We start from the raw sequence: 26,345 nt of genomic DNA on the forward strand, positions 1-26,345 counted from the left end.
ATTCGCGCCGAGCCAATCCGCGCCGGGCGAAGCCTCAGTAGCCGAGGGCCTCCGGCGGCGGGCCGTAATTGCCGGTCAAGCGGCCGCGCTCGTCGCGCTGCGGCGTGCGGTAGCAATCCTCCCGGCCCAGCGTCTTGTAGCAGTAGAGCGGCGGCGGTGCCGGGCGCATGTCGGCGGCCATCCAGGGGTTGGACAGGGTCGCGGCCTCGCCGGGGTGCAGCCTGTCCTGGAGCGGCGTGCAGCCCGCCGCGACACCCAGGAGTGCAGCAAACGTCAGGGTCGTCCGCATCGCTTCGTTCATCCTCGCCGCAGGGAAGCCACGGGCGAGGATGAACGGATAAAGCGAATCAGCGGTTAACGTGTCGGCGTTACCGCCTCAGGCGTTAACGTCGACGACGATGCGGCCGCGCACGCCGCCCTTCAGGATGTTGGCACCCTCCTCGATGACCTGGGCCAGCGGCACGACCTTCGTCGCCGCGTCGAGCTTGTCCATCGGCAGGTCCGTGACCAGTCGCGACCAGATCTCCTTGCGCAGCGGCATCGGGCACATGACGGAGTCGATGCCGAGCAGATTGACGCCGCGCAGGATGAAGGGCAGCACGGTCGTCGGCAGGTCGTTGCCCTGGGCGAGGCCGCAGCTTGCCACGCTGCAACCGTACTTCGTCGCCGCGAGGACGTTGGCCAGGGTATGGCTGCCGACGGAGTCGACGGCACCGGCCCAGCGCTCCGACGCGAGCGGCCGCTTCGACGGCTCGGAGAGTTCCTTGCGGTCGATGATCGTCGTGGCGCCGAGCGACTTCAGATAGTCGTGCTCGGCCTCCTTGCCCGTCGAGCCGGCGACCTTGTAGCCGAGCTTCGCCAGGACCGCGACGGCCACGCTGCCGACGCCGCCGGTGGCGCCGGTGACCAGCACCTCCGCATCGCCGGCGGGCGTCAGGCCGTGCTTCTCCAGTGCGAGGATCGACTGCATCGCCGTGAAGCCGGCGGTGCCGACCGCCATCGCATGCTTCGCCGAGAGCCCCTGCGGCAGCTTCACCAGCCACTTGCCCGGCAGCCGCGCCCGCTGGGCATAGCCGCCCCAGTGGATCTCACCGAGCCGGTAGCCGGTGCACAGCACCTCGTCGCCCGGCTTGAAGTCGGGTGAGTCGGAGGCCTCGACCGTGCCGGCGAGGTCGATGCCGGGCACGTGCGGATACTCGCGCACCAGACGACCGATGCCGGCCAGGACCATGCCGTCCTTGTAGTTCAGCGTCGAGTACGCGACCCGGATGGTCACGTCCCCGGCGGGCAGGCGGGCGTCGTCGAGGTCCTGGACCGAGGCCTTCACCTTGCCCTCGACCTCCTCGAGCAGCACCGCCCTGAACTTGTCCTGCGCCATGCCGTGTCCTTTCACGCTGAATTCCGTTGGCCGGACCATACCAAATGCACCGCGTGGCCGTAACCACAGCGCGCTTGCGCACCCGGCGCGGGAAAGCGAACATCGCCGGATAAACATAAGGACGGGAGGAGACAGTATGCGGAAGACTCTGGGGCGGAAGACTCTGGGTGGCGCGATGAGCGCCGCGATGCTGGCGGCCGGCTATCTCGCGACGAGCGGGCTGACGGCGGTGCCGGCGGCGGCGCAGGTCTCGGGCGACGTGGTCAAGATCGGCGTGCTGACCGACATGTCGGGGCCCTATGTCGACATCAACGGGCCGGGCAGCGTCGAGGCGGTGAAGATGGCCGTCGAGGATTTCGGCGGGACCGTGCTCGGCAAGCCGATCGAGATCGTCTCGGCCGACCACCAGAACAAGGCGGATGTCGGCGCCAACGTCGCCCGCTCCTGGTACGACCAGGACGGCGTCGACGTCGTGACCAACATGGCGAACTCCGCGGTAGCGCTCGCGGTGCAGCGCCTGGCGACCGACAAGAAGCGGCTGTCGATCAACACGGCGGCGGCGACGTCGGACATGACCGGCAAGGCCTGCTCGCCCAACGGCTTCTCCTGGACCTACAACACCCAGGCGCTGGCGAGCGGCACCGGCAATGCGCTCGTCGAACAGGGCGGCAAGAGCTGGTTCTTCCTGACGTCCGACTATGCCTTCGGCCACGCCCTGGAGCGCGACACCAGCGCGGCGGTGAAGGCGGCGGGCGGTACGGTGGTCGGCGCGGTGCGCCATCCGCTGAACAATGCCGATTTCTCCTCCTTCCTGCTGCAGGCGCAGGGGTCGGGCGCACAGGTCATCGGCCTCGCCAACGCCGGCACCGACACGATCAACTCGATCAAGCAGGCGTCGGAGTTCGGCATCGTCCAGGCGGGCCAGAAGCTGGCGGGCCTGCTCGTCTTCCTGACGGACATCCACTCGCTCGGGCTGAAGACGGCCCAGGGGCTGGTGATCACCACCGCCTTCTACTGGGACATGAACGAGGAGACGCGCGCCTGGAACAAGCGCTTCCAGGAACGGCACGGCAAGCCGGCGACGATGCTGCAGGCGGGCGACTATACCTCGACCATGCACTATCTGGCCGCGGTGAAGGCGGCCGGAACGGACGAGGCCTCGGCCGTCGCGGCGAAGTTCAAGGAAATGCCCGTCAACGACTTCATGGGCAAGGGCTACAAGATCGCGGAGAACGGCCGCGTCATGCGCGACATGCACCTCGTCCAGGTGAAGTCGCCGGAGGAGTCGAAGGGGCCGTGGGACTATTACAAGGTCCTGGCAACGATCCCGGCCGAGAAGGCCTACGGCAAGGTTGCCGATTCCGGCTGCCCGCTGGTGAAGTAGACCGGTAGAGTCGAAGGGAGTCGGCAGCCTCGCCGCCGGCTCCCTCCCCTTCCTGCGAAGCCCCCTTTGGCCGACGGACCAGCATGCAACTCGCCAAGCCCAGGATCGACGTCGGCCTGTTCACCAACCGCATCGAGGAGATGCTGGCCTTCTGGCAGCAGGAGGTCGGCCTGCCGTTCGACCACATGCTGCCGCTCGGCGGCGGACGGCGTCAGCACCGGCACGAGCTGGCGGGCTCGGTGATGAAGATCAACCATGCCCGCTACGGGGTACCCGAGGGTCCGCGCAGCGGCTATCGCGAACTGACCATCGCGCGGCCCGGCCTGCCGGCACCGATCGATCTGACCGACCTCGACGGGAATGCGATACGGCTGGTTCCGCCGGGCACCGACGGCGTGGAGCGGATCGGCATCCGGCTGGGCGTGCGCGATCCCGAAGCGCACCGGCGGTTCTACGGCGAGGTGCTGCAGCTGCCGGCGGCGGGACCGGACGCGTTCCGCTGCGGCGACAGCCTGATCCGGTTCGCCCACGACCCGGACGCGCCGCAGGACGCGCTCTACGAGGCGACCGGCTTCCGCTACATCACCATCCAGGTGCTGAAGACGGATGCCGAACATGCCGGCATCCTCGCCCGCGGCGGCACGGAAGGCCGTGCACCGGTGACGCTGGGCAGCACGGCGCGCATCTCCTTCGTGCGCGACCCCGACGGCAACTGGATCGAGATCTCCCAGCGCGCGTCGCTGACCGGGTCGCTCGACGCCTGACCGCTATCCCAGCGCGCCGCCGCGCCGCCGCGCCTCGATCGCCGGATCGTCCATGCCGAGCACCTCGCGCAGCACGGCGTCCGTGTCCGCACCGAGACCGGGCGCGGGGCCGGAACGCCGTCCGAAGCCGGCACGCCACGGCAGGCCGGGCAGCACGCCGCCGTCCGGCTGATCCTCCCAGAAGCCGCGGGCGCGCAGGTGCGGGTCGGATACGAGGTCGGTCTGGGCGGCGACCGGGGCGGCCGGGATGCCGGCACGCAGCAGGGCGGACGCCGCCTCCTCCGCCCGCTGCGGCGCGAGCCAGCCGGCGAGCACGGCGTCGATCTCCGCTGACGCCGCGATGCGCGCCGCGCGGTCGAGGCGCCGTTTCGGCCCGAGGCCCGGAACCATCGCACAGAGCGCATCCCACTGCGCGTCGTCGCTGACGGCGAGACCCAGCCAGGCGTCGTCGCCGGCACAGCGCCAGACGCCGTGCGGCGCGAAGCGCTCCGACGCGTTGCCGCGCGGCTGCGGCGGTGCGCCGGACTGCGCCTCGATCAGCGGACCCGCCATGGTCCAGAGCATCGCCTCGACCATCGAGAAATCGATGCGCGCGACCATGCCGTCGCGCCGCCGGCGCCACAGGGCCGCGGCGACCGCGCCGGCCAGCATCAGCCCGCACATCGGGTCGAGCCAGGCCATGCCGACGCGCGGCGCCCGGTCGGGATGGCGGTTCAGGCCGGCGAAACCGGTATAGCCCTGGAGCAGCGTGCCGTAGGCGACGGCGCGCGCCTGCGGCCCGGTGCGGCCGAAGCCCGACGCGGAGACGTAGACGAGGTTCGGATTGACGGCGCGGATCGCCTCGGCGCCGAGGCCGAGCCGGTCCATCACGCCGGTCGCGTAGTTCTCGATCAGCACGTCGGACTGCGCGGCGAGCGCGCGGGCGACCGCGACCGCCTCGGGCTTCTTCAGGTCGAGCACGATGCCGCGCTTCGCCTGCCCGAGCACGCCGTGCAGGCCGGAGCCGCGGCCGGGATCGCCGCGGCCCGGCGCCTCGACCTTCACGACCTCGGCGCCCATCGCGGCGAGGTGGCGCGTTGCGGTCGGGCCGGCGATCACCCAGCTGAAGTCGAGGACGCGGACACCGGCGAGCGGCAGGCGCGACGGTCCGGCGGCCGGCGCGGGAACGCCGTCTGCCAGCGACAGGCCGAAGGGCGGGCCCGGTACCCGGACCCGCCGGCCGGTGAGATCGGCGCCGCGCCAGTAGCGCCGGTGCGCGAGCTGCGGCGCGTCGAACTGCTCGGCCGGCTCGCAGAGCGGCAGGCTGGGCACGTGCGCCGCCTGGGCAGCGTCGGCGATCCATTGCTTCGGATGGCCGCGGCTCCAGGCCGACATCAGCGCGTGCAGGGCATCGAAGTTGGCGATGCGGTCGGGCTTGCGGGCGAAACGCGGATCGGCGCCCCAGGCGGGATCCCCCATCACCTTCAGCCAGGACGTCCACTGATGGTCCTCGCGCGGCGAGACGGCGACCCAGCCGTCGGCGGCGGGAAGCACGGTGACGGTGGCGCCGTTGCCGTCGGTCAGGCGGCGGCGCGACCAGCCCTCGCCGCTGCTGCCGGCACGGGCGAGTTCGGTCATGGCGAGCGTCGCCAGCGCCTCCTGGCCCGACACGTCGACGAACGCGCCGTCGCCCAGCAGGGCGGCGTTGAGGCCGGCGCAGGCGGCGGCGAGACCGGCGATGAAGGCCGACTGCTCGCCGACCGGCCGGATCGGCGCCTCCGCGAGGTCATCGACCTGTCCGGTCAGTAGGCGCGCGATGCCGCTGGCGCAGAAGAGCGTGAGGTCCGTTGCGGGATCGTCCGCCCTAGGGCCGGTCTGACCGTAAGGCGAGATCGCGACGATAGCCGCGCTGGGCGCGGCGGCGCGCAGCGCGTCGGGATCGTGCCCGGCGCGCCGCAGCGCGGCCGGCCCGCCTTCGCAGACGACGACGTCGGCCGCGGCGAGGGCGGCCGCCACCTCGGCTGCGCCGTCCAGGCGTGTCCTGCCGTGGTCCAGCCACGCGGTGAGCGGCCCATCCGGCGGAGCGGCGGCCGTCGTCGCTACCGTGGCGCCGAGGTCGGCGAGCATCCGCCCGCAGACGGCCGCCGCCGGGCCGCTGCCGACCTGCACCACCCCGGGATCCGGTCGCCGGACGCTGCGCCCGCATCGGTGCCCGTGTCCGCGCAACCTGTCGGCGCGCCGCCCCGATGGGAACTCCCGGCGTCGCTGTCGGTTGGAAGCGTTCGACAAGGCGCACCGGTTTCCCAGGCTCGGTGCTCGGCCTGCTCAGGGGCGCCGACCGCCGTCGACGTTTCCGGCGACCCTGCACCGCCCGGCCGGCGCACCGCCACCTCCTCTCGAAGAGGGAGCCATTGATGAATCGCTCTGCGATCGCTGCCGGCGGCTTCGTCGCCGCCCTGCTCGCTTCCACGGCCGCGGCTGCCGCGCCTGCCGGCACCGGTGCACCATCCGACGCCGCGGCATCGGGTGGAACTGCGTCAGAGGGCACCGCCGAGCCCGTCGCCGTCTTCGCCGGGACCGGCAACCGCACGACGGCGTCGTTCGAGGTCGAAAGTGCCTGGGAGGTCGCGTGGGACACGACGGGCCGCCGCTTCCAGCTCGTCCTGGAGAGCACCGAAAGCCAGATCCCCAGCATCGTCGCCGATCAGGTACAGGCCGGTAGCGGGACCCGGAACTACGTCAACCCCGGTACCTACAGCTTCGAGGTGCGCGCCGACGGTCCCTGGCGCGTCGAGGTCCGGCCGACCCTCTCCGGCAGCCGCTGATGGGCGGCACCTTGGTGCGCTGACGGTGGCATGCCCGTCGGTCACCACCGCCGCACGATGCGGGGTTGCACCCGCAGCCGATATTCGACCGGCACGCGAACCTTTCCCGCGGGGACCTGTTGTGAATGCATCGTGACCCGCGGGTGCTGATCGCACCACTGGCCGCGATGCGACACTCGTCCCCTGCACGGAAAGAGAGAGTGACATGCAACGCATCACGTTCGCCTTCGCGGCAGTGGTGGCCTTCGGCGCCGTCGGGTGCGCGCAGCTCGGGATGCACGGCAATGCCGACGAGGCGGCGTCCTTCGTGCCGGCTGCCGCATCCTCGAACAGCTTCGAGATCCGCAGCAGCCGCCTCGCCCTGGACCGCACCCAGTCTCCGCCTGTCCGACGGTTCGCGACCCAGATGATCGAGGACCATACGGAAGCGGGCCGGCAGATGGCCGCCGCCGCCTCGGCAGCCGGCATCACGCCGCCGGCCGAGCCGCTGATGCCGCGCCACCGGGAGATGCTGGACGAGCTGCGCGCGAGCAGCGACGCCGCGTTCGACGGCCGATACATCGAGATGCAGACCGCGGCGCACGAGGAGGCGATCACCCTGTTCTCCGCCTATGCCGACGGCGGCGACGTACCCGCCCTGCAGTCCTTCGCGCGCGCCACCCTGCCGACCCTCCGGCAGCATTACGAGCATGTCCAGCGGCTCGAAGCACGCCGGTGAGAGAGGCCCGTCCCGCGGGCTTCCGCGTGGGACGGGCTTCCGACCACACGATTCTGCATCGACGGCGCGGGATGTGGCCGCGTGCAGCGAGGAGCATCGAGATGAACGATCCGCGAACCGCGGGGCCGACCCCGCCTCAGCCGAAGCAGCAACAGGAGATGCCCGGCAAGACCGAGCCCATGCGCCCGGCGCCCGACCATGGCGAGGCGAGCTACCGCGGCAACGACCGGCTGTCGGGGCGGGTGGCGATCATCACCGGGGCCGATTCCGGGATAGGCCGCGCGGTCGCGATCGCCTTCGCCCGCGAGGGCGCGGATGTGGTCGTCGGCTATCTCGACGAGCACGAGGATGCCGAGGAGACGGCGCGTTGGGTGCGCGAGGCGGGCCGGCGGGCCCTGCTGGTGCCGGGCGACGTGAAGGACGAGAGCTTCTGCCGCTCGCTGGTGGAGCGCACGGTCGCGGAGTTCGGCCGTCTGGACATTCTCGTGAACAACGCGGCGCATCAGGCGACGATCGAAGAGATCGAGGACATCACCGCGGAGGAGTGGGACATCACGTTCCGCACCAACGTCTATAGCCAGTTCTTCCTGGCCAAGGCAGCGATCCGGCACATGAAGCCGGGCAGCGCCATCGTGAACACCACCTCGATCAACGCGAAGAGCCCCACGCCGACGCTCCTGGCCTACGCCACGACGAAGGGCGCCATCGCGAACTTCACCGCGGGTCTGTCGAATCTGGTCGCGCCAAAGGGAATCCGGGTGAACGCCGTGGCGCCCGGGCCGATCTGGACGCCGCTCATTCCCTCGACCCTGCCGCCGGAGAAGGTCGAGAGCTTCGGCGGCGATACGCCCATCGGGCGCGTCGGCCAGCCGGCGGAACTGGCGCCGGCCTACGTCCTGCTGGCGTCCGACGAGGGCAGTTACATCACCGGCGCCGTCATACCCGTGACCGGCGGCCGTCTGATGCTCTGATGGCGGACCGTCAGGCGCCCCGCGCCATGATCCGTTTGGCGGCGAGGGCGGCAAAGCCGACGACGAGTCCCCAGAACGCCGCGCCGATGCCGAGCAGCGTCATCCCCGACGCCGTCGCGACGAAGGTCAGGATTGCCGCCTCGCGCTCGTCCGGGTCGGCGAGCATTGCGCCCATCGCGTTGGTCAGCGGCCCGATCAGCGCCACGCCAGCGATCGCCGCCACGGTCTGCGCCGGCATGGCCGTGAACAGTCCGACCAGCGGTGCCGAAAACAGCGCCAGCACCGCGTAGCAGCCGGCGTAGAGCATCCCGACGAGCCAGCGCCGCCACGGGTCGGGGTGCGCGTCGGGACCCGTGCAGATCGCCGCGGTGATGGCGGCGAGGTTCACGCTGAAGGCGCCGAACGGCGCCAGGATCATCGTCGCGGCGCCCGTCGCCATCAGCACCGGCCGCGGCGGCGGCTCGTAGCCCGAGGTGCGCAGCACGACGAAGCCGGGCAGGTTCTGCGAGACCAGCGTCACCAGGAACAGCGGCACGCCCAGGCTGACCACGGCGCGCCAGTCGAAGACCGGCACCACCGGCGCCAGCGTGCCGAAGGCAGCCGCCCCCCCGACGCTCACCTGTCCGCGCGCCAGCACCATGCCGATCGCGGCGACCAGCACGACCAGCAGCGCATAGGCGGGAAAGCGCTGGCGCGCCGCCAGATAGACGACCAGCAGCAGGCCGGCCAACGTCCAGTCGGTCTCGAAGGTGCGGAACAGGCCGATGCAGAAGGGCAGCAGCACGCCCGCCAGCATCGCCGCCGCGACAGCCCCCGGAATCCTCTCGGCGAGCCGCGACAGCGCCGGCAGCAGGCCGAGCAGCACCGTGAGGGCGCCGGCGGCGACGAAGGTGCCGACCGCCGTCGGATAGCCGATGCCGAGGGTGCTGGCGGCGATCAGGGCGGCACCGGAGGTCGACCAGGCGAGCACGATCGGCATGCGGAAGGCGAGGCTCAGGCCGCCGCCGGCGACCGCCATGCCGATGCAGAGCGCGGTGACCATCGAGGCGATCTGGTCGGGCGTGCCCCCGACCGACAGCCCCGCCTGCACGACCAGCGCCACCGTGCTGCCGAACCCGACCAGGGCTGCGATCGCCGCCGCCGAGAAGGCCGAGGGCGGCAGCAGCGGCGCGCGGCCAGGATCGGGGCGGGCGGAATGGGGGCTGGCGGGACCGGCGGGAGGCGTCATGCCCGGCTGTATAAAGCCGGGCCGCCGCGCCGACGAGCGCAATCCGCCCCGCCCGCACCGCATTGCACCGTCCGGATCACAGGATCATATGCCTAAATCCGGGTCGCCACGCCGGCCGGCGAGGGCGGCGACGGCGACCAGGGACGAACGGGAATGAAAAGGAAGGAAAGGGAATGGATGGAAAGGGAATGAAAAGGAACGAAGCATCGCCACGCGACGCGCCCGGGGCCGCCAACCCATGAAAGGGAAGGAAACCCCATCCCACTCTCACATACGTGAAAGCCGCCGCGTCCCTCAGAAGCTCTGCGGCTTGCGCAGCCAGCCGTAGCGGTCGGCGCTGCGGACGCGCACCGTCTCGGGCGTCAGGTCCTTGAGGACCGTCAGTTCGACCTCCGTGCCGGCGCTCCCGCTGCTCCAGAGGGCGCGGTAGAAGGCCTCGAGGCTGCGCACCGGCTGTCCCGCGACGCCGAGCACGATGTCGCCGGGCTTCAGTCCGGCGGCGGCGGCCGGGCCGTCGGCCGCGACGCGCTCGACGATCAGCCGGCCCTTGGTCTCGTCGGTGTAGAGGCCGAGCCACGGCCGGCGCGGCCCGCTCTCCCGCCCCTCCGCCAGGAGGTCGGCGAGGATCGGCTTCAGCAGGTCGACGGGCACGAACATGTTGCCGGGCAGCACAGTGTCCGGCACCGCGTCGGCGACCTGGAGATAGCCGATGCCGACGAGGCGGCCGTCGCCGTCGATCAGCGCGGCGCCGGTCCACAGCGGGTGCGGCGGGCTGGTGTAGATCGCGCTGTCGAGCAGATACTCCCACGAGCCGGCGAACGGCCGCTTGGAGACCACGAGCGCCGGCTGCGCAGAATCGGCGCCGCCATAGGCCACGATCAGCACGGGGTCCCGGGTCGCGAGCTTGGTGGAGTCGCCCAGCCGCAGCGGGCTGGCGTCGAGGCCGGTGGGCACGCGCAGCAGGCCGAGGCCGCTCTCGCTGTGATAGGCGATCACCCGCGCCGGCAGCCGCTTGCCGCCCTCGGCGAGGACGCTCACCCGCTCGGCCTCCATCACGGCGAAGCCGATGGTGAGCACCAGGCCGGCACCGTCGATGACGACACCGCTCGCCTGGCGTGTCGTGCCGAGGGTCGCGGCGGAGCGGGCGTCGGCCACCGTCTCCGCCTCCACCCCGACGACCGCAGGCAGGATGCGCTCCGGCGTCAGCTGCGCCGCCGCGCCCGGCGCGCCGGCGCCGAAAGCCATCAACCCGAGGAGCAGCACCCAGATGCGACGCATCGATACCTCCCGCCTCCAGCGACCAGCAGGCCTGAGATGCAAACACTACGTCGCCCGGCCGCCGCGACCAGGGGCAAGGCCGGCCGGGAGACGTGATTTGCGCCGCCGCACCGCCTGACCTAGAACCTGCGGCAACGATCACCGAAGGTGCACGGGTCTTTTGATGAAACCCATCCATGTCGTCGGCGGCGGTCTCGCGGGAAGCGAGGCGGCCTGGCAGATCGCGCGGGCGGGGGTCCCGGTCGTGCTGCACGAGATGCGGCCGCTGCGGAAGACCGACGCGCACCAGACGGACGGGCTGGCCGAGCTGGTGTGTTCGAACTCGTTCCGGTCGGACGATCCGGAGAACAACGCCGTCGGGCTTTTGCATGCCGAGATGCGGCGCTGCGACTCGGTCATCCTGGCGGCGGCCGACGCGCACCAGGTGCCGGCGGGCGGTGCGCTGGCGGTCGACCGGGAGGGCTTCTCGGCGGCGGTGACGGCCGCCCTCGCCGCCGAGCCGCTGGTCACCATCGAGCGCGGCGAGATCGAGGGCCTGCCGCCGGAAGCGTGGGACTCGGTCATCGTCGCGACCGGCCCGCTCACCTCGGCGGCACTCGCCGAAGCGATCCAGGGGCTGACGGGCGAAGACTCCCTCGCCTTCTTCGACGCCATAGCGCCGATCGTCTATCGCGAGTCGATCGACATGGAGAAGGCCTGGTTCCAGTCGCGCTACGACAAGCCTGGCCCCGGCGGCACCGGCGCCGACTACATCAACTGCGCCTTCGAGCGCGACCAGTACGAGGCCTTCATCGCGGCATTGCTGGAGGCCGACCGCATCGACTTCCGCGAGTGGGAGAAGAACACCCCCTACTTCGAGGGCTGCCTGCCGATCGAGGTGATGGCGCAGCGCGGCGCCGACACGCTGCGCTTCGGGCCGATGAAGCCGGTCGGCCTCACCGATCCGCGCACCGGCCGGCGGCCCTGGGCGGTGGTGCAGCTGCGCCAGGACAACGCGCTGGGCACCCTGTTCAACCTGGTCGGCTTCCAGACCAAGCTGAAGTGGGGCGAGCAGAGCCGCGTGCTGCACATGATCCCCGGACTCGAGAACGCCCGCTTCGCCCGCTTCGGCGGCATCCACCGCAACACCTTCCTGAACAGCCCGAAGCTGCTCGACGACCGACTGCGCCTGCGCGCCGATCCGCGCCTGCGCTTCGCCGGCCAGATCACCGGCGTCGAGGGCTATGTCGAGAGTGCGGCCTGCGGCCTGCTCGCCGGCCGCTTCGCGGCGGCGGAACGGCTGGGCGTGGCGATCGACTCGCCGCCGGTGACGACGGCGCTGGGCGCGATGCTGGCGCACGTCACCGGCGGCCATCTGGCGGAAGGTACGAGTTTCCAGCCGATGAACGTCAATTTCGGCCTGTTCCCGCCGCTGGAATTCGAGGGCAAGAAGCCGCCCAAGGGCAAGGACCGCAAGCGCGCCCTGGCCGCCCGGGCCGTCACCGACCTCGGCGGCTGGCTGGAGGCGGCGCCCGCCGCCTGACGCTGACGGGCTTCGGCAGCGCCCGGTTCAGTAGCGCCCGCTTACCGAGGCGGCGAGCAGCCGCCACGCGCGCGACGGCAGCGGCGACGCGACGCGTGGGTCGAACGGGTTCCAGCCGGCCCGGCGCAGTTGGGCCAGATGGCCGTTGGCCAGGGCGCCGCAGAGGAGTGCCGGCAACGCGCGGCGCGGCACCTGCCGCCGCAGGACCCTGCCCGCCGCCAGCCGCGCCTCGGCCGCCTCGGCGACACGCCGCACAACGCCGGAAAGCGCGGACGAGCCGCCACGCTCGACGACGTCGTGAGCCGTGAGCCCCGCCTCCGCCAGCAGGTCGGCCGGCATGGCGCAACGGCGCATGCGCGCATGGAACGGCACCGCACGGATCAGCCCGACAAGCCCCCAGGCGGTGCCGACCGCCTCGCCCGCGGCCATTGCAGGGGCATCGCGCGCGCCCAGGACCTGCAGGGCGAGCCGGACGAGCCCACCGGCGGTGTCGCGCGCATAGGCCGTGAGCGCATCGAGATCGGCCGGCGGGTCGTCCGCCATGTCGGCCTCGCGCGCCTCCAGCAGCGCATCGAACGTGTCCTTGCCCAGATCGAAGCGATGCACGGTCTCCGCCAGGGGCTCCACGACTTGGTGACGGCGCGGCGTGCCCTCGTAGATCTCGGTGATCGCGTCGCGCCACCACTGCAGTCGGATGCTGCCGATGAGCTGCTGCGAGACCATCTCGCGGCTCTTGGCGACCTCCACGTTGAAGGCGTAGAGGGCCAGCAGCCCTGGTCGCCGCTCCGCCGGTGCGAAGGCGAGCGTGGCGAAGCGGTCGGAATCGGCGACGCGCACGCTGTCGGCGCAGTAGGCCAATGCATCAGGCGAGGCCCGGGACGGCATTTCCGCGTTCATCCTGTCACGGCTCCACGGTACCCGGTGAAGGGCCGATTGAAGGGCGGCACTTTTCGGGTATGTTGGCGTTACTCGCCCAACGGGGACGCGAGGCCAGAAAGCCGCCGCCCGAGCAAACCAGATCGGGGCCGTCCTTCCACCGATTAACCAACGGAGCTCTCATGGCTTTCGAACTGCCAGATCTTCCCTACGACCGCAGCGCCCTCGAGCCCTACATGTCGGCTCGGACGCTCGAGTTCCATCACGGGAAGCACCATCAGGCCTACTACACCGCCCTCAACAACCTCGTCAAAGACACGCCGTTCGCGTCGATGTCCCTCGAGGAGATCATCAAGAAGACCTACAACGATTCCTCCAAGGCCGGCATCTTCAACAACGCCTCCCAGGCCTGGAACCACAACCTGTTCTGGCCCAGCATGAAGAAGGGCGGCGGTGGAGCGATCCCGAGCGAGCTCGAGAAGCGCATCGTTTCCGACTTCGGTTCGGTCGACAAGTTCAAGGAAGAGTTCGTCGCCAAAGGCGTCGGCCAGTTCGGCAGCGGCTGGTGCTGGCTCGTCGAAGAGGGCGGCAAGCTGAAGTGCACGAACACGCCGAACGGCGTCGACCCGCTTTGCTTCGACCAGACGACGCTGCTCGGCTGCGACGTGTGGGAGCACTCCTACTATCTCGACTACCAGAACCGGCGCCCCGACTACATCAAGGCTTTCCTGGACCACTTGGTGAACTGGGAAGCGGTCGCCGGGCGCCTGAAATAGGCTGAACCGGCGCTGTCCACGCAAAACCCCGGGGCTCTGCTCCGGGGTTTTTCTTTGCGCACGTGCCCGCGGACGCGATCCGCGGAACCCCGCGGCGGCTCGAGAGTTGATCAGATAATCATCGCGTCGCCCGCGGCGCGCATCGAGTCACGGGAGACCAACAATGGAATTCATTCTCGGCATCGTCCTGCTCGCCTTGAACATCTGGGCGATCGTGAATGTCGTGCAGAGCACGGCCAGCACACTGGCGAAGGTTCTGTGGGTCCTGTTCATCCTGATCGCGCCGGTCCTCGGCTTCATAGTCTGGCTTATCGCGGGTCCGCGTGGCGGCGTGCGCAGTACCGTCTGACCAACCGGCCGCCGCTACACCGCGCCTCTGGTTTTCGGCGCCCCCTCTCGCCATCTTGCGCCGGATGGGAAGGGGTTTGATCGATGGCGACTGAAGAAACCGGACTTACGCTCCTCGGGGCCACGACAGCGCCGCCAGCTTCGCCGGATGTCGCCGTCCTCGAAACCGTAGAGAATCCGCACGAGGGCGAGGCGTACCTTGTTCGCTTCACCTGCCCGGAATTCACAGCGCTCTGTCCGATCACCGGACAGCCGGACTTCGCGCATCTCGTTATCGACTACGTTCCCGACCGGCTGCTGGTCGAGAGCAAGTCGCTGAAGCTGTTCCTCGCCGCCTTCCGCAACCACGGCGGCTTCCACGAGGCTTGCACTGTGTCGATCGCGCGCCGCCTGATCGATGCGACGGCGCCGCGCTGGCTGCGCATCGGCGGCTATTGGTATCCGCGCGGCGGCATTCCGATCGACGTGTTTTACCAGACAGGGGCGGTGCCCGACGGCGTCTGGGTCCCCGACCAGGGAGTCCCGCCCTATCGTGGCCGCGGCTGACCGAGAAGACGGAGCACCCTGTCCTACACCGGGTGGCCCAGCACGCTTTCCAGTTCGCCTAGAGCCTGCGAGGCCCTCTCCACCTTGATCGTGCGCATCCCCATCGCGCGCGCCGTCTTCAGGTTCACGCCGAGATCGTCCAGGAAGACCGCCTCGTCCGGTGCCACGCCGAGCGCTTCGCAAGCAATCTCGTAGAAGCGCGGCTCCGGCTTGCGAACCCCGACCTTGCTGGACTCGATCACTGCATGGAACAGCGACATCGCCTCTGCAACCGCCCTGGCCTGCTCCGGCGGCCGTGCCGCGGACCGAACGTTGTTGGTAAGGCACGCGATCCGATAGCGATCCCGCAGGCGCCTCAGCGCCCCGACCATCTCCGGTCGCACCGGACCAGCGAGCAGCGCCACCACGGCCCTGCCGTCCAGCCTGTGCCCGGCCTCCAACGCTTCAGCCTCGAACAGCGGGCAGAAGGCGTCGAGGTCGATTTCGCTACGCTCGAACCTCGCCCAGGCGTTGGTATCGGGGTTCCGTGTGTTCAGCATGCGGATGAAGCCGTCCGGCAGCCCCGTTTCGCGCTCATGGCGAGCAAAGGCGACGAAGGGGCTTTCGGTGATCACGCCGCCGAAGTCCCAGAGGACGGCGCGGACGGGCTTGTCACTCATGCTGTTTCCTCGGATCGTCCGGCGAACCTTCCGGGCGCAACGGCGGCCTCCTCCAGGCCCAGGTCGACAAGGTCCGACGGCACCCGCCTGCCTGTCGCCAGCGCCGCGGTCAGCCTCCCCATACCCGGGGCCGTCTGAATGCCATAGCCGCCCTGCCCGGCTAGCCAGAAGAAGCCGTCCGTACGTCGATCGAAGCCGACGGCGGGGGTCTTGTCCGGGAAAAAGGAGCGCAGTCCCGCCCAGCTTCGCTCGATGCGGCGGATCTCGAAATCGCAGGCGGTCTGGATACGATCCGCGGCGATCGCGATGTCGAGTTCTTCCGGCTGGACGTCGCACGGCGCCATCGGCGTCTCGTCCGCCGGCGATCCGAGAAGCTTTCCCGCTTCCGGCTTGAAGTAGAACGTCTCGTCAATGTCGCAAACCATCGGCCAAGCCGCGGCGTCGGCGCCTTCCGGCACAGGAAAGATGAAACCGGTACGGCGCTTCGGCACGAGGCCCAGGGGCTCCAAACCGGCGAGCGACGCGACCACGTCGCACCACGCGCCAGCCGCATTGATAACGACCGGTGCGGAGAAGCTGCCGGCCGAAGTCTCGATGGTCCAGCCGGCACTGGTGCGGGTCAGCCCCGTGACCTCGGCATCCCCGACCACCCGGCCACCGCGCGACCGCAACCCGCGCAGGAAGCCCTGGTGGATCGCATGGACGTCCATGTCCATCGCGTCCGGCTCCATGCTCGCCGCGGCGACATAGTCCGGACGCAGGACCGGAACCAGCGCGCGCGCTTCGGCGGCCGCCAGTTCCCGCACGGCCGGCACGAGCCGCCGCACCTCGGCGACCTCGCGCGCCACCTTATCCGCCTGATCAGCCCGGGCGATGAACAGGGCGCCGCGCGGCGTCAGCAGCGGGTGGTCGGCGAAACCGGCCGGCGGCGCGTCGAAGAATGGCTTGCCCGCAACCGTCAACGCCCGGATCGCGGCGTTGCCATAGGCCTGGGAATAGAGTGCTGCCGACCGCCCCGTGGAGTGATATCCCGGCTGAGATTCCCGTTCGAGCAGGAGAACCTTGGCACCTTCCGAGAGGAAGAAGGCGGCAGACGCGCCCGCCATGCCGCCGCCGACGATGAGAAAGTCGGCATCCATCAGAGGTCTCCGTCCTCCTTCAGCATGCGGATCGCACCGCGGAACGCCTCGACGGTGCGTGCAAGTTCCGCCTCGCCGTGCGCGGCGGAGATAACGCCGCCGGGCCGTCCCTGGATGTCGACGCCGCCGACCATCAACGCCAGGCGCAGCTTGCGCACCATGTCGGCGTCGAAATTCTTCAGTTCGTCGAATGAGAAGTCCGCGGGATCGAAGGAGCCAGGGACGATTTCGCGGCGCTTCGGGTTGGTGAAGACGTGGAAGCCGGAGAAGGTGCCGTAGGCAGCCCAACCCACCCGCTCGGCGGCGAACACGGCGTTGAGCCCGTCCCGCAATGCCGCACCATAGGCATTGGCGCGCGCGCAGGCGTCCGTTGTCTCGATCAGTTTCAGGGTCGCGATACCGGCGGCCGCGGATGCCGGGTTCGCATTGAACGTGCCCTGATGCTGCACCTTCTCTCGTCCGGCCGCCTTCGACACCGCGAAGTCGAGGAAGTCGAGAATGTCGTGCCGCCCGACCAGCGCGCCGCCGGGCAGGCCGCCGGCCAGGATCTTCGCGAGGGTCGTGAGATCCGGGGTGACGCCATATTCCTGCTGTGCGCCGCCCGGCGAGACCCGGAAGCCGGTGACCACCTCGTCGAAAATCAGGACGACGCCATGCCGGGTCGCCATCTCACGCACCGCATGCAGATAGTCCGGCGCCAGCGGCACCATGCCGAAGGAGGCTCCCGTCGGCTCGAAGATCATCGCGGCGGCATCGCCGGCCGCCATCGCCGCTTCGACCTGAGCCGTGTCGCCCGGATCGACCAGCACGACCCCCTCGGCCACCCCGGCCAGCACACCGACGGTGGCGGAGCCGTCGAAGTGATTGCTCATCCCCGACGTCATGTGGTCGTGCCAGCCGTGGAAATGCGTGCGCAGGCGGATCACCTTGCGTCGGCCGGTGAAGGCGCGGGCCAAGCGCAGCGCCATATGCGTCGCTTCGGTTCCCGACGAGGTGAAGCGCACGCGTTCGGCGGACGGCACCATGCGTCGCACGGCCTCGCCCCAGAGGACCTCGCCTTCGTGATTCGCACCGAAATGGGTACCCTTGTCGATGGTCGCATGGACGGCGGCCATCACCTCGGGGTGATTGTGGCCGAGCAGCAGGGCGCCGTGGCCGCCGAAATAGTCGACATACTCGTTGCCGTCGACGTCCCACTTCCGCGCCCCGGCGGCATGATCGACATAGATGCCGTAGGGCAGCTGATAACGCCCGTCATGCGTGATGCCGCTAGGGAAAAGCTCCTGCGCACGGGCCGCGAGTTCCGCGGAACGCGGCGTGCGCTCGCGATAGGCGGCGACGATCTTCGAGTTGGTCAGGCCACTGTCCGGCATGTCTGTGTATCCCTGCTGGCGGAGGCGCATTGGAACGCGCGGCGTAGCAAGGATCAAGCCGTAAGCCTAGAGCGGCGGGCACTTCGGCGGGCCGTCGGGGCTTTTCTGGTAGGAGAAGCAGGTGTTCGATCTTCAACGTCTTAGGATCCGGATCTTCGCGCCTCGCCCTCGCCCGCGATGACTTCTCTTCCGCAAAATAAAACACACCCGCATCCGAATCGCGCATTACATGAATAATTTAAAATTCATCCAAGATACACGCGCCCAACAACTCCTCGAAATTCAAAATACGCCCCCCTATATATCCATGATCTATCTCAATCATTACTATCCCTGTACACATCCGTACATAGTTCGCGAAAAATAGCTCACGCACCTTGTCACCAATTATTTCCCACAGCGCGCGCAGATCACCGGTTCGGTTCGACGGGTCAATTTCTGAAATCACTCCCGAACCATCTCTCAGCCGAAACGCACCCCATAACTGAACTGATTGCCGCTCAAACATGAGGTGGACTTCATAGCGCTCAATCTGGACCCGAATAAGCTCTTTGCCGACAAGTGGGTCATCGTCCTTCAGATCCATCATCGAACCCTTCCGGGCCCCGCCGTCGAAGGAGCCTATCACGATAGAAACACCGCCCGGGCGTCGGTTGCGCGCCGCCTAGGGCTCGCCGGATCGCCACGCCTTCCTCCCATTTCGATCGGTCCGCTCTCGTCGTGTCCCGTTAACGATCCCATGTTATCCCGAACAAGAGCGGGCGCGGACGATCGACGTCCCGCCATGAGGAACGCGTTATGGACACAGCGGTCCGCGAGTTGGGTCTCGCGCCCATAAGCCTCCTGTCGGCGATTGCCGGCAGTGCCACCGGCGACGACCCGTCGACGCCCCAGACCCGGGCGCGCGTGCTCGAAGAGGTCAAGCAGACGTTGGCGGACGGACGCCGCCAGATCCGCGCTGCGTTCGAGGCGGGTGCTCCCGTCCATCACACGATGGCCGCCAATGCCGACCTGATCGACCAGTTGCTGCGCGACCTGCTCGATTATGCGATGACCTATGTCTTCCCGGCACCGAATCCGACGACGGGGGACCGCATTTGCGTCGCGGCGGTCGGCGGTTATGGCCGAGGCGAACTCGCGCCATGGTCCGACATCGACCTGCTTTTCCTGCTGCCCTACAAGAAGACGCCTCGTAGCGAGCAGGTGGTCGAGTACGTCCTCTACATGCTCTGGGACACGGGCCTGAAGGTGGGGCACGCCACGCGCACCGTGGAGGAATGTCTCCGCCTCGCCCGCGACGATACGACGATCGCCACCAGCCTGCTGGAGTCGCGCTGGATCTGGGGCGAGCCTGTGCTCTACGAGGATCTGCGGCGGCGGTTCCTGTCGGAGTTGGTCCAGGGAACGGGCCCGGCATTCCTCGAGGCGAAGCTCGCCGAACGCGACCAGCGGCACCGCCGCCTCGGCGATTCGCGTTACGTGCTGGAGCCCAACGTCAAGGATGGCAAGGGAGGACTGCGCGATCTGCACACCCTCTACTGGATTGCCAAGTACCTCTATCAGGTCGAGGATGTCGCCGACCTCGCAGGACGTTGCGTCCTGACCCGCGCGGAACTGCGACGCTTCGAGAAGGCGGAAGAGTTCCTTTCGACCGTGCGCTGTCATCTGCACTATCTCACCGACAGGCCGGAGGATCGGCTGACCTTCGACATGCAGATCGAGATCGGCGCGCGCATGGGCTACACGGACCGTGCCGGAACGCGCGGCGTCGAGCGGTTCATGAAGCACTATTATCTGACCGCCAAGGACGTGGGCGACCTGACGCGCATCTTCTGCGCCGCCCTCGAAGCCGAGCACAAGCGCAAGCCACGGTTCGATCTTTCCCGGATCCTGCCTCGGGGGCGCAACATCGGCGCCTTCCAGGCGGAAGCCGGGCGCCTCAACATCCGCGATCCGGACGGTTTCAAGGCCGATCCGGTCAACCTGCTGCGGCTCTTCCATACGGCCCAGGCGCGGAACTACGACATCCATCCCCACGCGCTGCGGCTGGTCACGCGGAACCTGCGCCTAGTCGATGGAACGTTGCGGGAAAACGAGGAGGCGAACCGTCTCTTCGTGGAGATGCTGACCTCGTCGGACGATCCCGAGACGGCGCTGCGGCGGCTCAGCGAGGCGGGTGTGCTGGCCCGCTTCATCCCGGCGTTCGGGCGGGTCGTCGCGCAGATGCAGTACGACATGTACCACACCTACACGGTCGACGAGCACACGATCCGGGCGATCGGCATCCTCAACCGCATCGAGAAGGGCGAACTCCGCGACAGCGCCCCCGCCGCCAGCGACGTCGTCGGCAAGATCGTCTCGCGCCGTGCTCTCTACGTGGCGACCTTCCTGCACGACATCGCCAAAGGGCGCGGCGGCGACCACTCGGTGCTCGGTGCGAAGGTGGCGCAAGATCTCTGCCCGCGGCTCGGCCTCACGCCCGAGGAGACCGAGACGGTCGCCTGGCTGGTCCGCCACCACCTGCTGATGAGTAACACCGCCTTCAAGCGGGACTTGAACGATCCGCAGACGATTCGCGATTTCGTCGCCGCAGTCCGCTCGCCGGAACGGCTGAGGCTCCTGCTGGTTCTGACCGTCGCGGACATCCGTGCTGTCGGGCCCGACATCTGGAACAACTGGAAGGCGACGCTGCTGCGCAGCCTGTACTTCCGTGCCGAAGAGCAGCTGTCCGGCGGCGTCGACGCCGAACCCCGACAGGCGCGCGTGGCGCCGGTGCTCGCTGCGGTGCGCAAACTGCTTCCCGAATGGGACGACGCCACCTTCGAGCGCTACGCGGCCGAGGCTCCGCCCTATTACTGGTTGAGTGCCGATCCGGAGACCCTGGCGCGCCAGGCGCGTCTGGTCGAGAGCACCCAGAAGGCGACCCCTCCGCTGGTCGTCGAAGCGCGTGTCGCCAGCGACCGCGACGCGACCGAGATCAGCATCTGCACGCCCGACCATCCCGGTCTCTTCTCGCGCATCGCCGGGGCCATAGCCCTGACCGGCGGCAACATCGTCGACGCCCGGATCTTCACCCTGGGCAGCGGCCTCGCGGTCGATACCTTCTGGATCCAGTCGGACGACGGGCAGGCCTATGACCGGCCCGAGCGGCTGGAGCGGCTGGAGCACAGGATCCGCGACGCATTGGCCGGCAGGATCGATCTGCGCAAGGAACTGCGCAGACAGCCGTCCTGGCCTAGTCGGACGAGTGTGTTCACGGTGCAGCCGAGGGTGCTGATCGACAACCGCGCAAGCGCCACGCACACGCTTATCGAACTGAACGGCAGAGACCGCTCCGGCTTCCTCTACGACGTCACCCGCGCCCTGAGCGGCGCCGGCGCGCAGATCGCCACCGCCCGCATCGCCACCTTCGGCGAAACGGCGATCGACGTCTTCTATGTTAAGGACGTGTTCGGCCTGAAGATCGAGCACGAAGGAAAGCTGCGCCAGCTGCGCGAAGCCTTGCTTCAGGCGATGGCCGATCCGGCCGCTGCGAAGGAGAAGCAGGGGCCGATAAAGCCGACACGGCACCGCTCTTCGGTCAAACGCCGGATACGAGGTGCACCTCCCCCTGCGTCGCGGCGCAAGGGCCGCGCATGACCGGGCGTTCGATGATGGCAGGAAGACCTGCCTGCCTTCGCTTCTCCGACGCCTGAATCGGCGTGTCTCTCGTCCGTTCCATTTTCACCGTCGGCGGCTACACGCTCGCCAGCCGGGTCCTAGGCCTCGTCCGCGACCTCATCACTGCAGCGTTGCTCGGCGCTGGTCCCATGGCCGACGCCTTCTTCGTCGCGTTCCGGCTGCCGAACCTCTTCCGGCGGCTGTTCGCCGAGGGAGCCTTCTCCGCCGCCTTCGTACCGCTGTTCGCGCGGACGCTCGAAGCGGAGGGCACCGATGCCGCCAGGCGTTTTGCCGAACAGGCGCTGGCGGTACTGGTCACGATTCTCCTCGTCCTCACGGTGGTCGCCGAGCTGGCGATGCCATGGCTGGTCCTGACGCTGGCCCCGGGCTTCGCGGACGATCCGGGCAAGCTCGCCCAGGCCGTCGAGTTCTCGCGCATCACGTTCCCCTATCTGCTTTTCACGGCCGCGATGGCCCTGATGGCGGGCGTCCTGAACGGGCTCTACCGCTTCGGTGCGGCGGCGGCGGCGCCGATCGTGCTGAACATCTGCATGATCGCGGCGCTGCTCTTCCTCACCGATCTGACCGGCAGCCCCGGACATGCCCTTTCGTGGGGCGTCGCGGTAGCGGGGATCGGACAGTGCCTTCTCCTGGCCGTCGCCATGCGCAATGCCGGCATGTCGCTGCGGCCGACCCTGCCCCGGATCACGCCGCAGATCAAACGGCTGCTCGTCCTGATCGCCCCCGGAGCCCTCGGTGCCGGCGTGATGCAGGTGAACCTCCTGGTCGGCACCATGATCGCGTCGCTGCTGCCGACCGGCGCCGTGGCTTATCTCTACTATGCCGACCGCCTGTATCAGTTGCCGCTCGGGGTCATCGGCATCGCGATCGGAACCGCGCTGCTGCCCCGCCTCGCCCGCGAGCTTCGCGGCAGCGACCTCGATGCGGCGGGGCATACGACGAATCGCGCGATCGAGGTCGCCCTGCTGCTGACCCTGCCCGCAAGTGCGGCACTCCTCATCCTGGCGGGCCCGATCGTCAGCGTCCTGTTCGAGCGGGGCGCCTTCACGCTGGCCGACACCGCCGAGACGGCTTGGACCCTCGCCGCCTACGCCGTCGGGTTGCCCGCCTTCGTTCTCGTGAAGGTCCTCGCACCGGCGTTCTTCGCCCGCGAAGACACGCGCACCCCAGTCATCGTCGCGGCCTGGACCATGGCGGCGAACATCCTCCTCTCGATCATGCTCGTCTTTCCATTCGAGCATGTCGGTCTCGCGATGGCGACCTCCCTCGCATCGTGGATCAACGCCGGCTGGCTCGCAGTCGGACTGAACCGGCGCGGTTTTCTGACGGCCGACCGGCGCCTGCTCCGCGCGGTGCCGCGGCTCGCGGCCGCCTCGCTGGCGATGTCGGCGGCACTCGCGGCGGTCGCCTGGCCGATGACTTCGACAATGCATGGCGGCAGCGCGCTCGGCGCCGGCATCCTTGCCGCGGTATGTGCGGGCGGTGCCGTCTTCTTCTTCGCCGCTGCGCACGTGCTGGGCGCGGTGGATTTTCGGGAGCTTCGGGACCATCTCCGGCGACGTCGTCCATCCTGATTTCTGCGCCCCGGGCTTGCCGGAACCGGGCGGCGCGCTTGATTTGATGGGGCATGGCGGGGATAACACCGCACGAGCTGTGTACCCCCATCCGGAGCGCGTCATGAATCGCATCTTCTCGGGCGTCCAACCGACCGGGAACCTGCATCTGGGCAATTATCTCGGCGCGATCCGCAACTGGGTACAGCTGCAGAAGGACTATGACTGCATCTTCTGCATCGTCGATCTGCACGCGATCACGGTTCCGCAGAACCCCGAGGAACTCCGCCGATCGACGCGCGAAGTCACGGCGGCCTACATCGCTGCCGGGATCGATCCCGAACGCTGCGTGATCTTCAACCAGTCGGCGGTCGCCGGGCACAGCCAGCTCTCCTGGCTGCTCGGCTGCATCACGCCGATCGGCTGGCTGAACCGGATGACCCAGTTCAAGGAGAAGGCCGGCAAGCAGCGCGACAACGCTTCGCTCGGTCTCTTCGGCTACCCCGTGCTCATGGCGGCCGACATCCTGCTCTACAAGGCCACCCACGTTCCGGTCGGCGAGGACCAGAAACAGCATCTCGAACTGGCGCGCGACATCGCGGGCGCCTTCAACCGCATGTACGGCCAGGAGTATTTCCCCCTGCCCGAGCCACAGATCATGGGCACCGCGGCGCGCGTCATGAGCCTGCGCGACGGCACCGCGAAGATGAGCAAGTCGGATCCATCCGAATATTCGCGCATCAACATGACCGACGACGCCGACACCGTCGCGCTGAAGATCCGCCGTGCCAAGACGGACCCGGAGCCGCTGCCGAGCGACACGTCGGGTCTCGAAGGCCGCCCGGAGGCAGCCAACCTCGTCGGCATCTACGGCGCCCTGACCGGACGGGATCGCGCGGCGGTCCTGGCCGAGCATGGCGGCCGCGGCTTCGCCGAGTTCAAGCAGTCGCTCGCCGAGGTCGCCGTCGACACGCTCGGTCCGATCGGCAGCGAGATGAAGCGGCTGGTTGCCGATCCCGCCTATGTCGACGGCATTCTTCGACGCGGGGCCGAGGCCGCGAACGCCATTGCGGAGCGACACCTGCGCGAGGTGCACGATATGATCGGCCTACTCCGGCCCTGACGGCGGAGGCGGACCGAAGGCCGGGGGCGCATGCAGATCTATCTACCCATCGCGGAGATCTCGGAGAACGTGATCGTTCTCCTGGGCCTCGGCTGGGCGATCGGCTTCCTTTCCGGCCTGTTCGGGGTCGGCGGGGGATTCCTGCTCACGCCGATACTCATCTTCCTGGGGGTGCCGCCACCGGTGGCGGTGGCCAGTTCCGCCAACCAGCTGGTAGGCACGTCCATCGCCGGCGTCCTGGCGCACTGGCGACGCAAGACGATCGACTTCCGCATGGGAGGGGTACTGCTTGCGGGGGGCATCGCCGGATCCGGCCTGGGCGTGGTGGTGTTCGACCTTCTGCGGCAGGCGGGCCAAGTCGATCTGGTCGTGCAGCTCTGCTACATCATCATGCTAGGCTCGATCGGCGCCATCATGTTCGTCGAGAGCCTGAACGCCATCCTCAAGCGGCGGCGGCCGGGCGGGCGGCGGCGCAAGCTACACACGCACATCTGGCTGCACGGCCTGCCGCTGAAGATGCGCTTTCCGCGCTCGCGCCTTTACATCAGCGTCTTCATGCCGCTCGGAGTAGGCTTCGTGGTCGGCCTGCTGGCGGCGATCATGGGTGTCGGCGGCGGCTTCATCATGGTGCCGGCCATGATCTACCTGATCGGAATGCCCACCTCCGTGGTGGCCGGAACCTCCCTCTTCCAGATCCTGTTCGTCACGGCGAACGTCACCTTCCTCCAGGCGATGGCCACGCAGACGGTCGACGTCCTGCTCGCCCTCATCCTGCTGGTCGGCTCGGTGCTCGGCGTGCAGATCGGCGCGCGGATGGGCGGTCGCCTTCCGGCCGAACAGTTCCGCTTCCTGCTGGCCGTCATGGTGCTCGCGGTGTGCGGGAAGATCTTCTACGACCTCGTCGCGCGGCCCGAGGACATCTACAGCATCGCCGCGAACCTGCCCGGCTGATCTGCCCGGCGGCGGGTGCAGTGGCGGGTTCCTTCACCACCACATCGCCCGCGCGTTCTTCAGCGCTTCGGGGCCGAGTGTGACGCAATAGGCGTTGGCCGCTCGTAGGGTCCGGCACGCGCTGACGGCCTGCTGTTGCGACAGGTTGGTGAGAAGTGCCGAATACCGCGTGATCCCTGCGGCGCGGCGTTCGATCAGGACGGGCTTGCCGCCGGTGATCGCCGGTTCAATCCGCTTCCTGGCGCTGGCAACCAGACCTTGCGCAGCAGCCTTGTCGGACAGGATGCCCAAGGTGAGGCCCCAGCCGCCGATGCCGGCGCGTGCGGCGGGGGCTGACCTGCCCGTCAACAGGATCTCCTCTTCCGCGGCGGGGCCGCATGCCGCGGGGGGTATGACCACCGGCGGTTCCGTCGCAGGCGCGGGGCCCGTCAGATCGGCGAGCGGCCCATCCGCGCGCCCGTCGACGAACGCGCGGTCGAGGAGATTGCGCATCGCGGCGAGCCGCGCGCCGCGGCTCGTCGCTCCGAGCACGACGCCGATCAGGCGCCGCCCGTCGCGCGTCGCCGTTCCCACGAGGTTGTAGCCCGAGGCACAGGTGAAGCCGGTCTTCATACCGTCAGCACCGGCGTAGGCGGTCAGCAATCCGTTGTAGCTGGGCAGCATCCGCCCACCGTGGGACATACCGAGCATGGCGAACCGGTCCGCCTGCTCGGGAAAGTGCTGCAGGAGGGCGCGCGCCAGGATTGCCATGTCCCGGGCGTCGGTGACATTGCCGGCGTGGGGAAGTCCGCTGGCATTGGCGAAGCTCGTCCGGCCCATCCCGAGATCACGTGCCCGGAACGTCATCAACGCGGCGAAGGTCGCCTCATCGCCGGCAATTGCCTCGGCGAGCACCACGGCAACGTCGTTCGCAGATCTCACGATCAGCGCACTGACGGCGTCGTCCACGGCAATCTCGGAGCCGGCGGCCAGTCCGAGTTTCGTCGGCGGCTGCGCGGCAGCGCGGCCGGAGACAGGCAAACTCTCCTCGCCGCCGAGATCGCCCGCATCGAGCGCCTCGAAAACGAGGTAAAGCGTCATCAGTTTGGTGAGCGACGCGGGACGCCAGGGGTCGAGCGGTCGCGCCGCATAAAGGACGTTGCCAGTCGCCGCATCCGCCACGACGGCCGGCAGGTCGGCTGCGGCCACTGGTGCGGCTCCGAGCAGGCAGGCTGCCAGCCCGGAGAGCCTTGCCAACCAACCGGGCGAGATCGCCCGGCACCCTGACCCGGCG

At 68.9% G+C, this 26,345-nt stretch carries 24 protein-coding genes; 13 read left to right on the forward strand and 11 right to left on the reverse strand.

Going from position 1 to position 26,345, the window contains the following annotated elements; all coding sequences use genetic code 11:
* Window positions 1-34: 34 nt before the first annotated feature.
* Together ABIE65_RS11485 and acuI are read right to left on the reverse strand one after the other, a co-directional pair.
* On the reverse strand, window positions 35-289 hold the full coding sequence (locus ABIE65_RS11485; RefSeq protein ID WP_354077826.1) for a hypothetical protein: 255 nt from the start codon (window positions 287-289) through the stop codon (window positions 35-37).
* 87 nt (window positions 290-376) lie between these two features.
* The gene (gene acuI, locus ABIE65_RS11490) at window positions 377-1,378 is read right to left on the reverse strand and encodes an acrylyl-CoA reductase (NADPH) (RefSeq protein ID WP_354077828.1); all 1,002 of its coding nucleotides are present in this window, start codon (window positions 1,376-1,378) and stop codon (window positions 377-379) included.
* Between the two features lie 136 nt (window positions 1,379-1,514).
* On the opposite strand from acuI, the gene ABIE65_RS11495 reads away from it, so the two are divergent.
* Together ABIE65_RS11495 and ABIE65_RS11500 are read left to right on the forward strand one after the other, a co-directional pair.
* Window positions 1,515-2,762 carry an ABC transporter substrate-binding protein gene (locus ABIE65_RS11495; protein ID WP_354077829.1) on the forward strand — a complete coding sequence of 416 codons (1,248 nt, stop codon included), beginning with the start codon at window positions 1,515-1,517 and terminating at the stop codon, window positions 2,760-2,762.
* An 83-nt stretch (window positions 2,763-2,845) separates the two neighbouring features.
* Window positions 2,846-3,526 carry a VOC family protein gene (locus ABIE65_RS11500; RefSeq protein WP_354077830.1) on the forward strand — a complete coding sequence of 227 codons (681 nt, stop codon included), beginning with the start codon at window positions 2,846-2,848 and terminating at the stop codon, window positions 3,524-3,526.
* Window positions 3,527-3,529: 3 nt separating this feature from the next.
* On the opposite strand, the gene ABIE65_RS11505 is transcribed toward ABIE65_RS11500, so the two are convergent.
* The gene (locus ABIE65_RS11505; RefSeq protein WP_354077831.1) at window positions 3,530-5,674 is read right to left on the reverse strand and encodes a CaiB/BaiF CoA-transferase family protein; all 2,145 of its coding nucleotides are present in this window, start codon (window positions 5,672-5,674) and stop codon (window positions 3,530-3,532) included.
* Between the two features lie 245 nt (window positions 5,675-5,919).
* Between ABIE65_RS11505 and ABIE65_RS11510 the strand changes: the two genes are divergently transcribed.
* The 3 genes from ABIE65_RS11510 to ABIE65_RS11520 all read left to right on the forward strand — a co-directional run bounded on the left by ABIE65_RS11510 (window position 5,920) and on the right by ABIE65_RS11520 (window position 8,019).
* Window positions 5,920-6,330 carry a hypothetical protein gene (locus ABIE65_RS11510; protein WP_354077832.1) on the forward strand — a complete coding sequence of 137 codons (411 nt, stop codon included), beginning with the start codon at window positions 5,920-5,922 and terminating at the stop codon, window positions 6,328-6,330.
* Between the two features lie 205 nt (window positions 6,331-6,535).
* A complete protein-coding gene (locus tag ABIE65_RS11515; protein ID WP_354077834.1) occupies window positions 6,536-7,048 on the forward strand; it encodes a DUF4142 domain-containing protein in 513 nt (170 codons plus the stop codon).
* 101 nt (window positions 7,049-7,149) lie between these two features.
* On the forward strand, window positions 7,150-8,019 hold the full coding sequence (locus tag ABIE65_RS11520; RefSeq protein WP_354077835.1) for an SDR family oxidoreductase: 870 nt from the start codon (window positions 7,150-7,152) through the stop codon (window positions 8,017-8,019).
* A gap of 10 nt (window positions 8,020-8,029) precedes the next feature.
* On the opposite strand, the gene ABIE65_RS11525 is transcribed toward ABIE65_RS11520, so the two are convergent.
* Window positions 8,030-9,247 (reverse strand): benzoate/H(+) symporter BenE family transporter, encoded by a 1,218-nt coding sequence (locus tag ABIE65_RS11525; RefSeq protein WP_354077836.1) that lies wholly within the window; start codon window positions 9,245-9,247, stop codon window positions 8,030-8,032.
* A gap of 294 nt (window positions 9,248-9,541) precedes the next feature.
* Complete coding sequence (locus ABIE65_RS11530; protein ID WP_354077837.1) at window positions 9,542-10,525, reverse strand: S1C family serine protease; 984 nt, start codon at window positions 10,523-10,525, stop codon at window positions 9,542-9,544.
* Between the two features lie 163 nt (window positions 10,526-10,688).
* Here ABIE65_RS11530 and trmFO point away from each other — a divergent pair, with 163 nt between their 5' ends.
* Window positions 10,689-12,047, forward strand: a complete 1,359-nt coding sequence (gene trmFO / locus ABIE65_RS11535) for a methylenetetrahydrofolate--tRNA-(uracil(54)-C(5))-methyltransferase (FADH(2)-oxidizing) TrmFO (RefSeq protein ID WP_354077838.1) — start codon at window positions 10,689-10,691, stop codon at window positions 12,045-12,047.
* A 27-nt stretch (window positions 12,048-12,074) separates the two neighbouring features.
* Here trmFO and ABIE65_RS11540 read toward each other — a convergent pair whose 3' ends face one another.
* Window positions 12,075-12,944, reverse strand: coding sequence for a phytoene/squalene synthase family protein (locus ABIE65_RS11540; protein WP_354077839.1), 870 nt, complete (start codon window positions 12,942-12,944; stop codon window positions 12,075-12,077).
* A 161-nt stretch (window positions 12,945-13,105) separates the two neighbouring features.
* On the opposite strand from ABIE65_RS11540, the gene ABIE65_RS11545 reads away from it, so the two are divergent.
* From ABIE65_RS11545 to queF, 3 genes are all read left to right on the forward strand, one after another.
* A complete protein-coding gene (locus ABIE65_RS11545; protein WP_354077840.1) occupies window positions 13,106-13,699 on the forward strand; it encodes a superoxide dismutase in 594 nt (197 codons plus the stop codon).
* 163 nt (window positions 13,700-13,862) lie between these two features.
* Window positions 13,863-14,048 carry a PLDc N-terminal domain-containing protein gene (locus ABIE65_RS11550; RefSeq protein ID WP_354077841.1) on the forward strand — a complete coding sequence of 62 codons (186 nt, stop codon included), beginning with the start codon at window positions 13,863-13,865 and terminating at the stop codon, window positions 14,046-14,048.
* An 83-nt stretch (window positions 14,049-14,131) separates the two neighbouring features.
* Complete coding sequence (queF, locus tag ABIE65_RS11555; protein WP_354077842.1) at window positions 14,132-14,593, forward strand: preQ(1) synthase; 462 nt, start codon at window positions 14,132-14,134, stop codon at window positions 14,591-14,593.
* A 23-nt stretch (window positions 14,594-14,616) separates the two neighbouring features.
* On the opposite strand, the gene ABIE65_RS11560 is transcribed toward queF, so the two are convergent.
* From ABIE65_RS11560 to ABIE65_RS11575, 4 genes are all read right to left on the reverse strand, one after another.
* Window positions 14,617-15,252, reverse strand: a complete 636-nt coding sequence (locus tag ABIE65_RS11560) for an HAD-IA family hydrolase (RefSeq protein ID WP_354077843.1) — start codon at window positions 15,250-15,252, stop codon at window positions 14,617-14,619.
* On the reverse strand, window positions 15,249-16,391 hold the full coding sequence (locus ABIE65_RS11565; RefSeq protein WP_354077844.1) for an NAD(P)/FAD-dependent oxidoreductase: 1,143 nt from the start codon (window positions 16,389-16,391) through the stop codon (window positions 15,249-15,251). Before ABIE65_RS11565 ends, ABIE65_RS11560 begins: the two co-directional genes overlap by 4 nt.
* Window positions 16,391-17,764, reverse strand: coding sequence for an aspartate aminotransferase family protein (locus ABIE65_RS11570; protein WP_354077845.1), 1,374 nt, complete (start codon window positions 17,762-17,764; stop codon window positions 16,391-16,393). The genes ABIE65_RS11565 and ABIE65_RS11570 overlap by 1 nt, the downstream gene beginning before the upstream one ends.
* Window positions 17,765-18,002: 238 nt before the next feature.
* Complete coding sequence (locus tag ABIE65_RS11575) at window positions 18,003-18,353, reverse strand: hypothetical protein (RefSeq protein ID WP_354077846.1); 351 nt, start codon at window positions 18,351-18,353, stop codon at window positions 18,003-18,005.
* A gap of 209 nt (window positions 18,354-18,562) precedes the next feature.
* On the opposite strand from ABIE65_RS11575, the gene ABIE65_RS11580 reads away from it, so the two are divergent.
* The 4 genes from ABIE65_RS11580 (at window position 18,563) to ABIE65_RS11595 (ending at window position 25,072) form a co-directional block, all read left to right on the forward strand.
* Complete coding sequence (locus tag ABIE65_RS11580; RefSeq protein WP_354077847.1) at window positions 18,563-21,403, forward strand: [protein-PII] uridylyltransferase; 2,841 nt, start codon at window positions 18,563-18,565, stop codon at window positions 21,401-21,403.
* A gap of 62 nt (window positions 21,404-21,465) precedes the next feature.
* Entirely contained in the window at window positions 21,466-23,019 is a 1,554-nt protein-coding gene (gene murJ / locus ABIE65_RS11585; RefSeq protein ID WP_354077849.1) for a murein biosynthesis integral membrane protein MurJ, read from the forward strand.
* A gap of 103 nt (window positions 23,020-23,122) precedes the next feature.
* On the forward strand, window positions 23,123-24,121 hold the full coding sequence (gene trpS / locus ABIE65_RS11590) for a tryptophan--tRNA ligase (protein ID WP_354077850.1): 999 nt from the start codon (window positions 23,123-23,125) through the stop codon (window positions 24,119-24,121).
* Between the two features lie 30 nt (window positions 24,122-24,151).
* Entirely contained in the window at window positions 24,152-25,072 is a 921-nt protein-coding gene (locus ABIE65_RS11595) for a sulfite exporter TauE/SafE family protein (protein ID WP_354077851.1), read from the forward strand.
* A 33-nt stretch (window positions 25,073-25,105) separates the two neighbouring features.
* Here ABIE65_RS11595 and ABIE65_RS11600 read toward each other — a convergent pair whose 3' ends face one another.
* A complete protein-coding gene (locus ABIE65_RS11600) occupies window positions 25,106-26,260 on the reverse strand; it encodes a D-alanyl-D-alanine carboxypeptidase family protein (protein WP_354077852.1) in 1,155 nt (384 codons plus the stop codon).
* Window positions 26,261-26,345 lie beyond the last annotated feature (85 nt).

The sequence above is a fragment of the Constrictibacter sp. MBR-5 genome (assembly GCF_040549485.1).
In the GTDB taxonomy this organism is placed as follows: domain Bacteria; phylum Pseudomonadota; class Alphaproteobacteria; order JAJUGE01; family JAJUGE01; genus Constrictibacter.

Bases quoted from the DNA above. Each gene is read 5' to 3' on its own strand.
- ABIE65_RS11485 (WP_354077826.1), bottom strand. From the start codon at position 289: ATGCGGACGACCCTGACGTTTGCTGCACTCCTGGGTGTCGCGGCGGGC.
- acuI (WP_354077828.1), bottom strand. From the start codon at position 1,378: ATGGCGCAGGACAAGTTCAGGGCGGTGCTGCTCGAGGAGGTCGAGGGC.
- ABIE65_RS11495 (WP_354077829.1), top strand. From the start codon at position 1,515: ATGCGGAAGACTCTGGGGCGGAAGACTCTGGGTGGCGCGATGAGCGCC.
- ABIE65_RS11500 (WP_354077830.1), top strand. From the start codon at position 2,846: ATGCAACTCGCCAAGCCCAGGATCGACGTCGGCCTGTTCACCAACCGC.
- ABIE65_RS11510 (WP_354077832.1), top strand. From the start codon at position 5,920: ATGAATCGCTCTGCGATCGCTGCCGGCGGCTTCGTCGCCGCCCTGCTC.
- ABIE65_RS11515 (WP_354077834.1), top strand. From the start codon at position 6,536: ATGCAACGCATCACGTTCGCCTTCGCGGCAGTGGTGGCCTTCGGCGCC.
- ABIE65_RS11520 (WP_354077835.1), top strand. From the start codon at position 7,150: ATGAACGATCCGCGAACCGCGGGGCCGACCCCGCCTCAGCCGAAGCAG.
- ABIE65_RS11525 (WP_354077836.1), bottom strand. From the start codon at position 9,247: ATGACGCCTCCCGCCGGTCCCGCCAGCCCCCATTCCGCCCGCCCCGAT.
- ABIE65_RS11530 (WP_354077837.1), bottom strand. From the start codon at position 10,525: ATGCGTCGCATCTGGGTGCTGCTCCTCGGGTTGATGGCTTTCGGCGCC.
- trmFO (WP_354077838.1), top strand. From the start codon at position 10,689: ATGAAACCCATCCATGTCGTCGGCGGCGGTCTCGCGGGAAGCGAGGCG.
- ABIE65_RS11540 (WP_354077839.1), bottom strand. From the start codon at position 12,944: ATGAACGCGGAAATGCCGTCCCGGGCCTCGCCTGATGCATTGGCCTAC.
- ABIE65_RS11545 (WP_354077840.1), top strand. From the start codon at position 13,106: ATGGCTTTCGAACTGCCAGATCTTCCCTACGACCGCAGCGCCCTCGAG.
- ABIE65_RS11550 (WP_354077841.1), top strand. From the start codon at position 13,863: ATGGAATTCATTCTCGGCATCGTCCTGCTCGCCTTGAACATCTGGGCG.
- queF (WP_354077842.1), top strand. From the start codon at position 14,132: ATGGCGACTGAAGAAACCGGACTTACGCTCCTCGGGGCCACGACAGCG.
- ABIE65_RS11560 (WP_354077843.1), bottom strand. From the start codon at position 15,252: ATGAGTGACAAGCCCGTCCGCGCCGTCCTCTGGGACTTCGGCGGCGTG.
- ABIE65_RS11565 (WP_354077844.1), bottom strand. From the start codon at position 16,391: ATGGATGCCGACTTTCTCATCGTCGGCGGCGGCATGGCGGGCGCGTCT.
- ABIE65_RS11570 (WP_354077845.1), bottom strand. From the start codon at position 17,764: ATGCCGGACAGTGGCCTGACCAACTCGAAGATCGTCGCCGCCTATCGC.
- ABIE65_RS11575 (WP_354077846.1), bottom strand. From the start codon at position 18,353: ATGATGGATCTGAAGGACGATGACCCACTTGTCGGCAAAGAGCTTATT.
- ABIE65_RS11580 (WP_354077847.1), top strand. From the start codon at position 18,563: ATGGACACAGCGGTCCGCGAGTTGGGTCTCGCGCCCATAAGCCTCCTG.
- trpS (WP_354077850.1), top strand. From the start codon at position 23,123: ATGAATCGCATCTTCTCGGGCGTCCAACCGACCGGGAACCTGCATCTG.
- ABIE65_RS11595 (WP_354077851.1), top strand. From the start codon at position 24,152: ATGCAGATCTATCTACCCATCGCGGAGATCTCGGAGAACGTGATCGTT.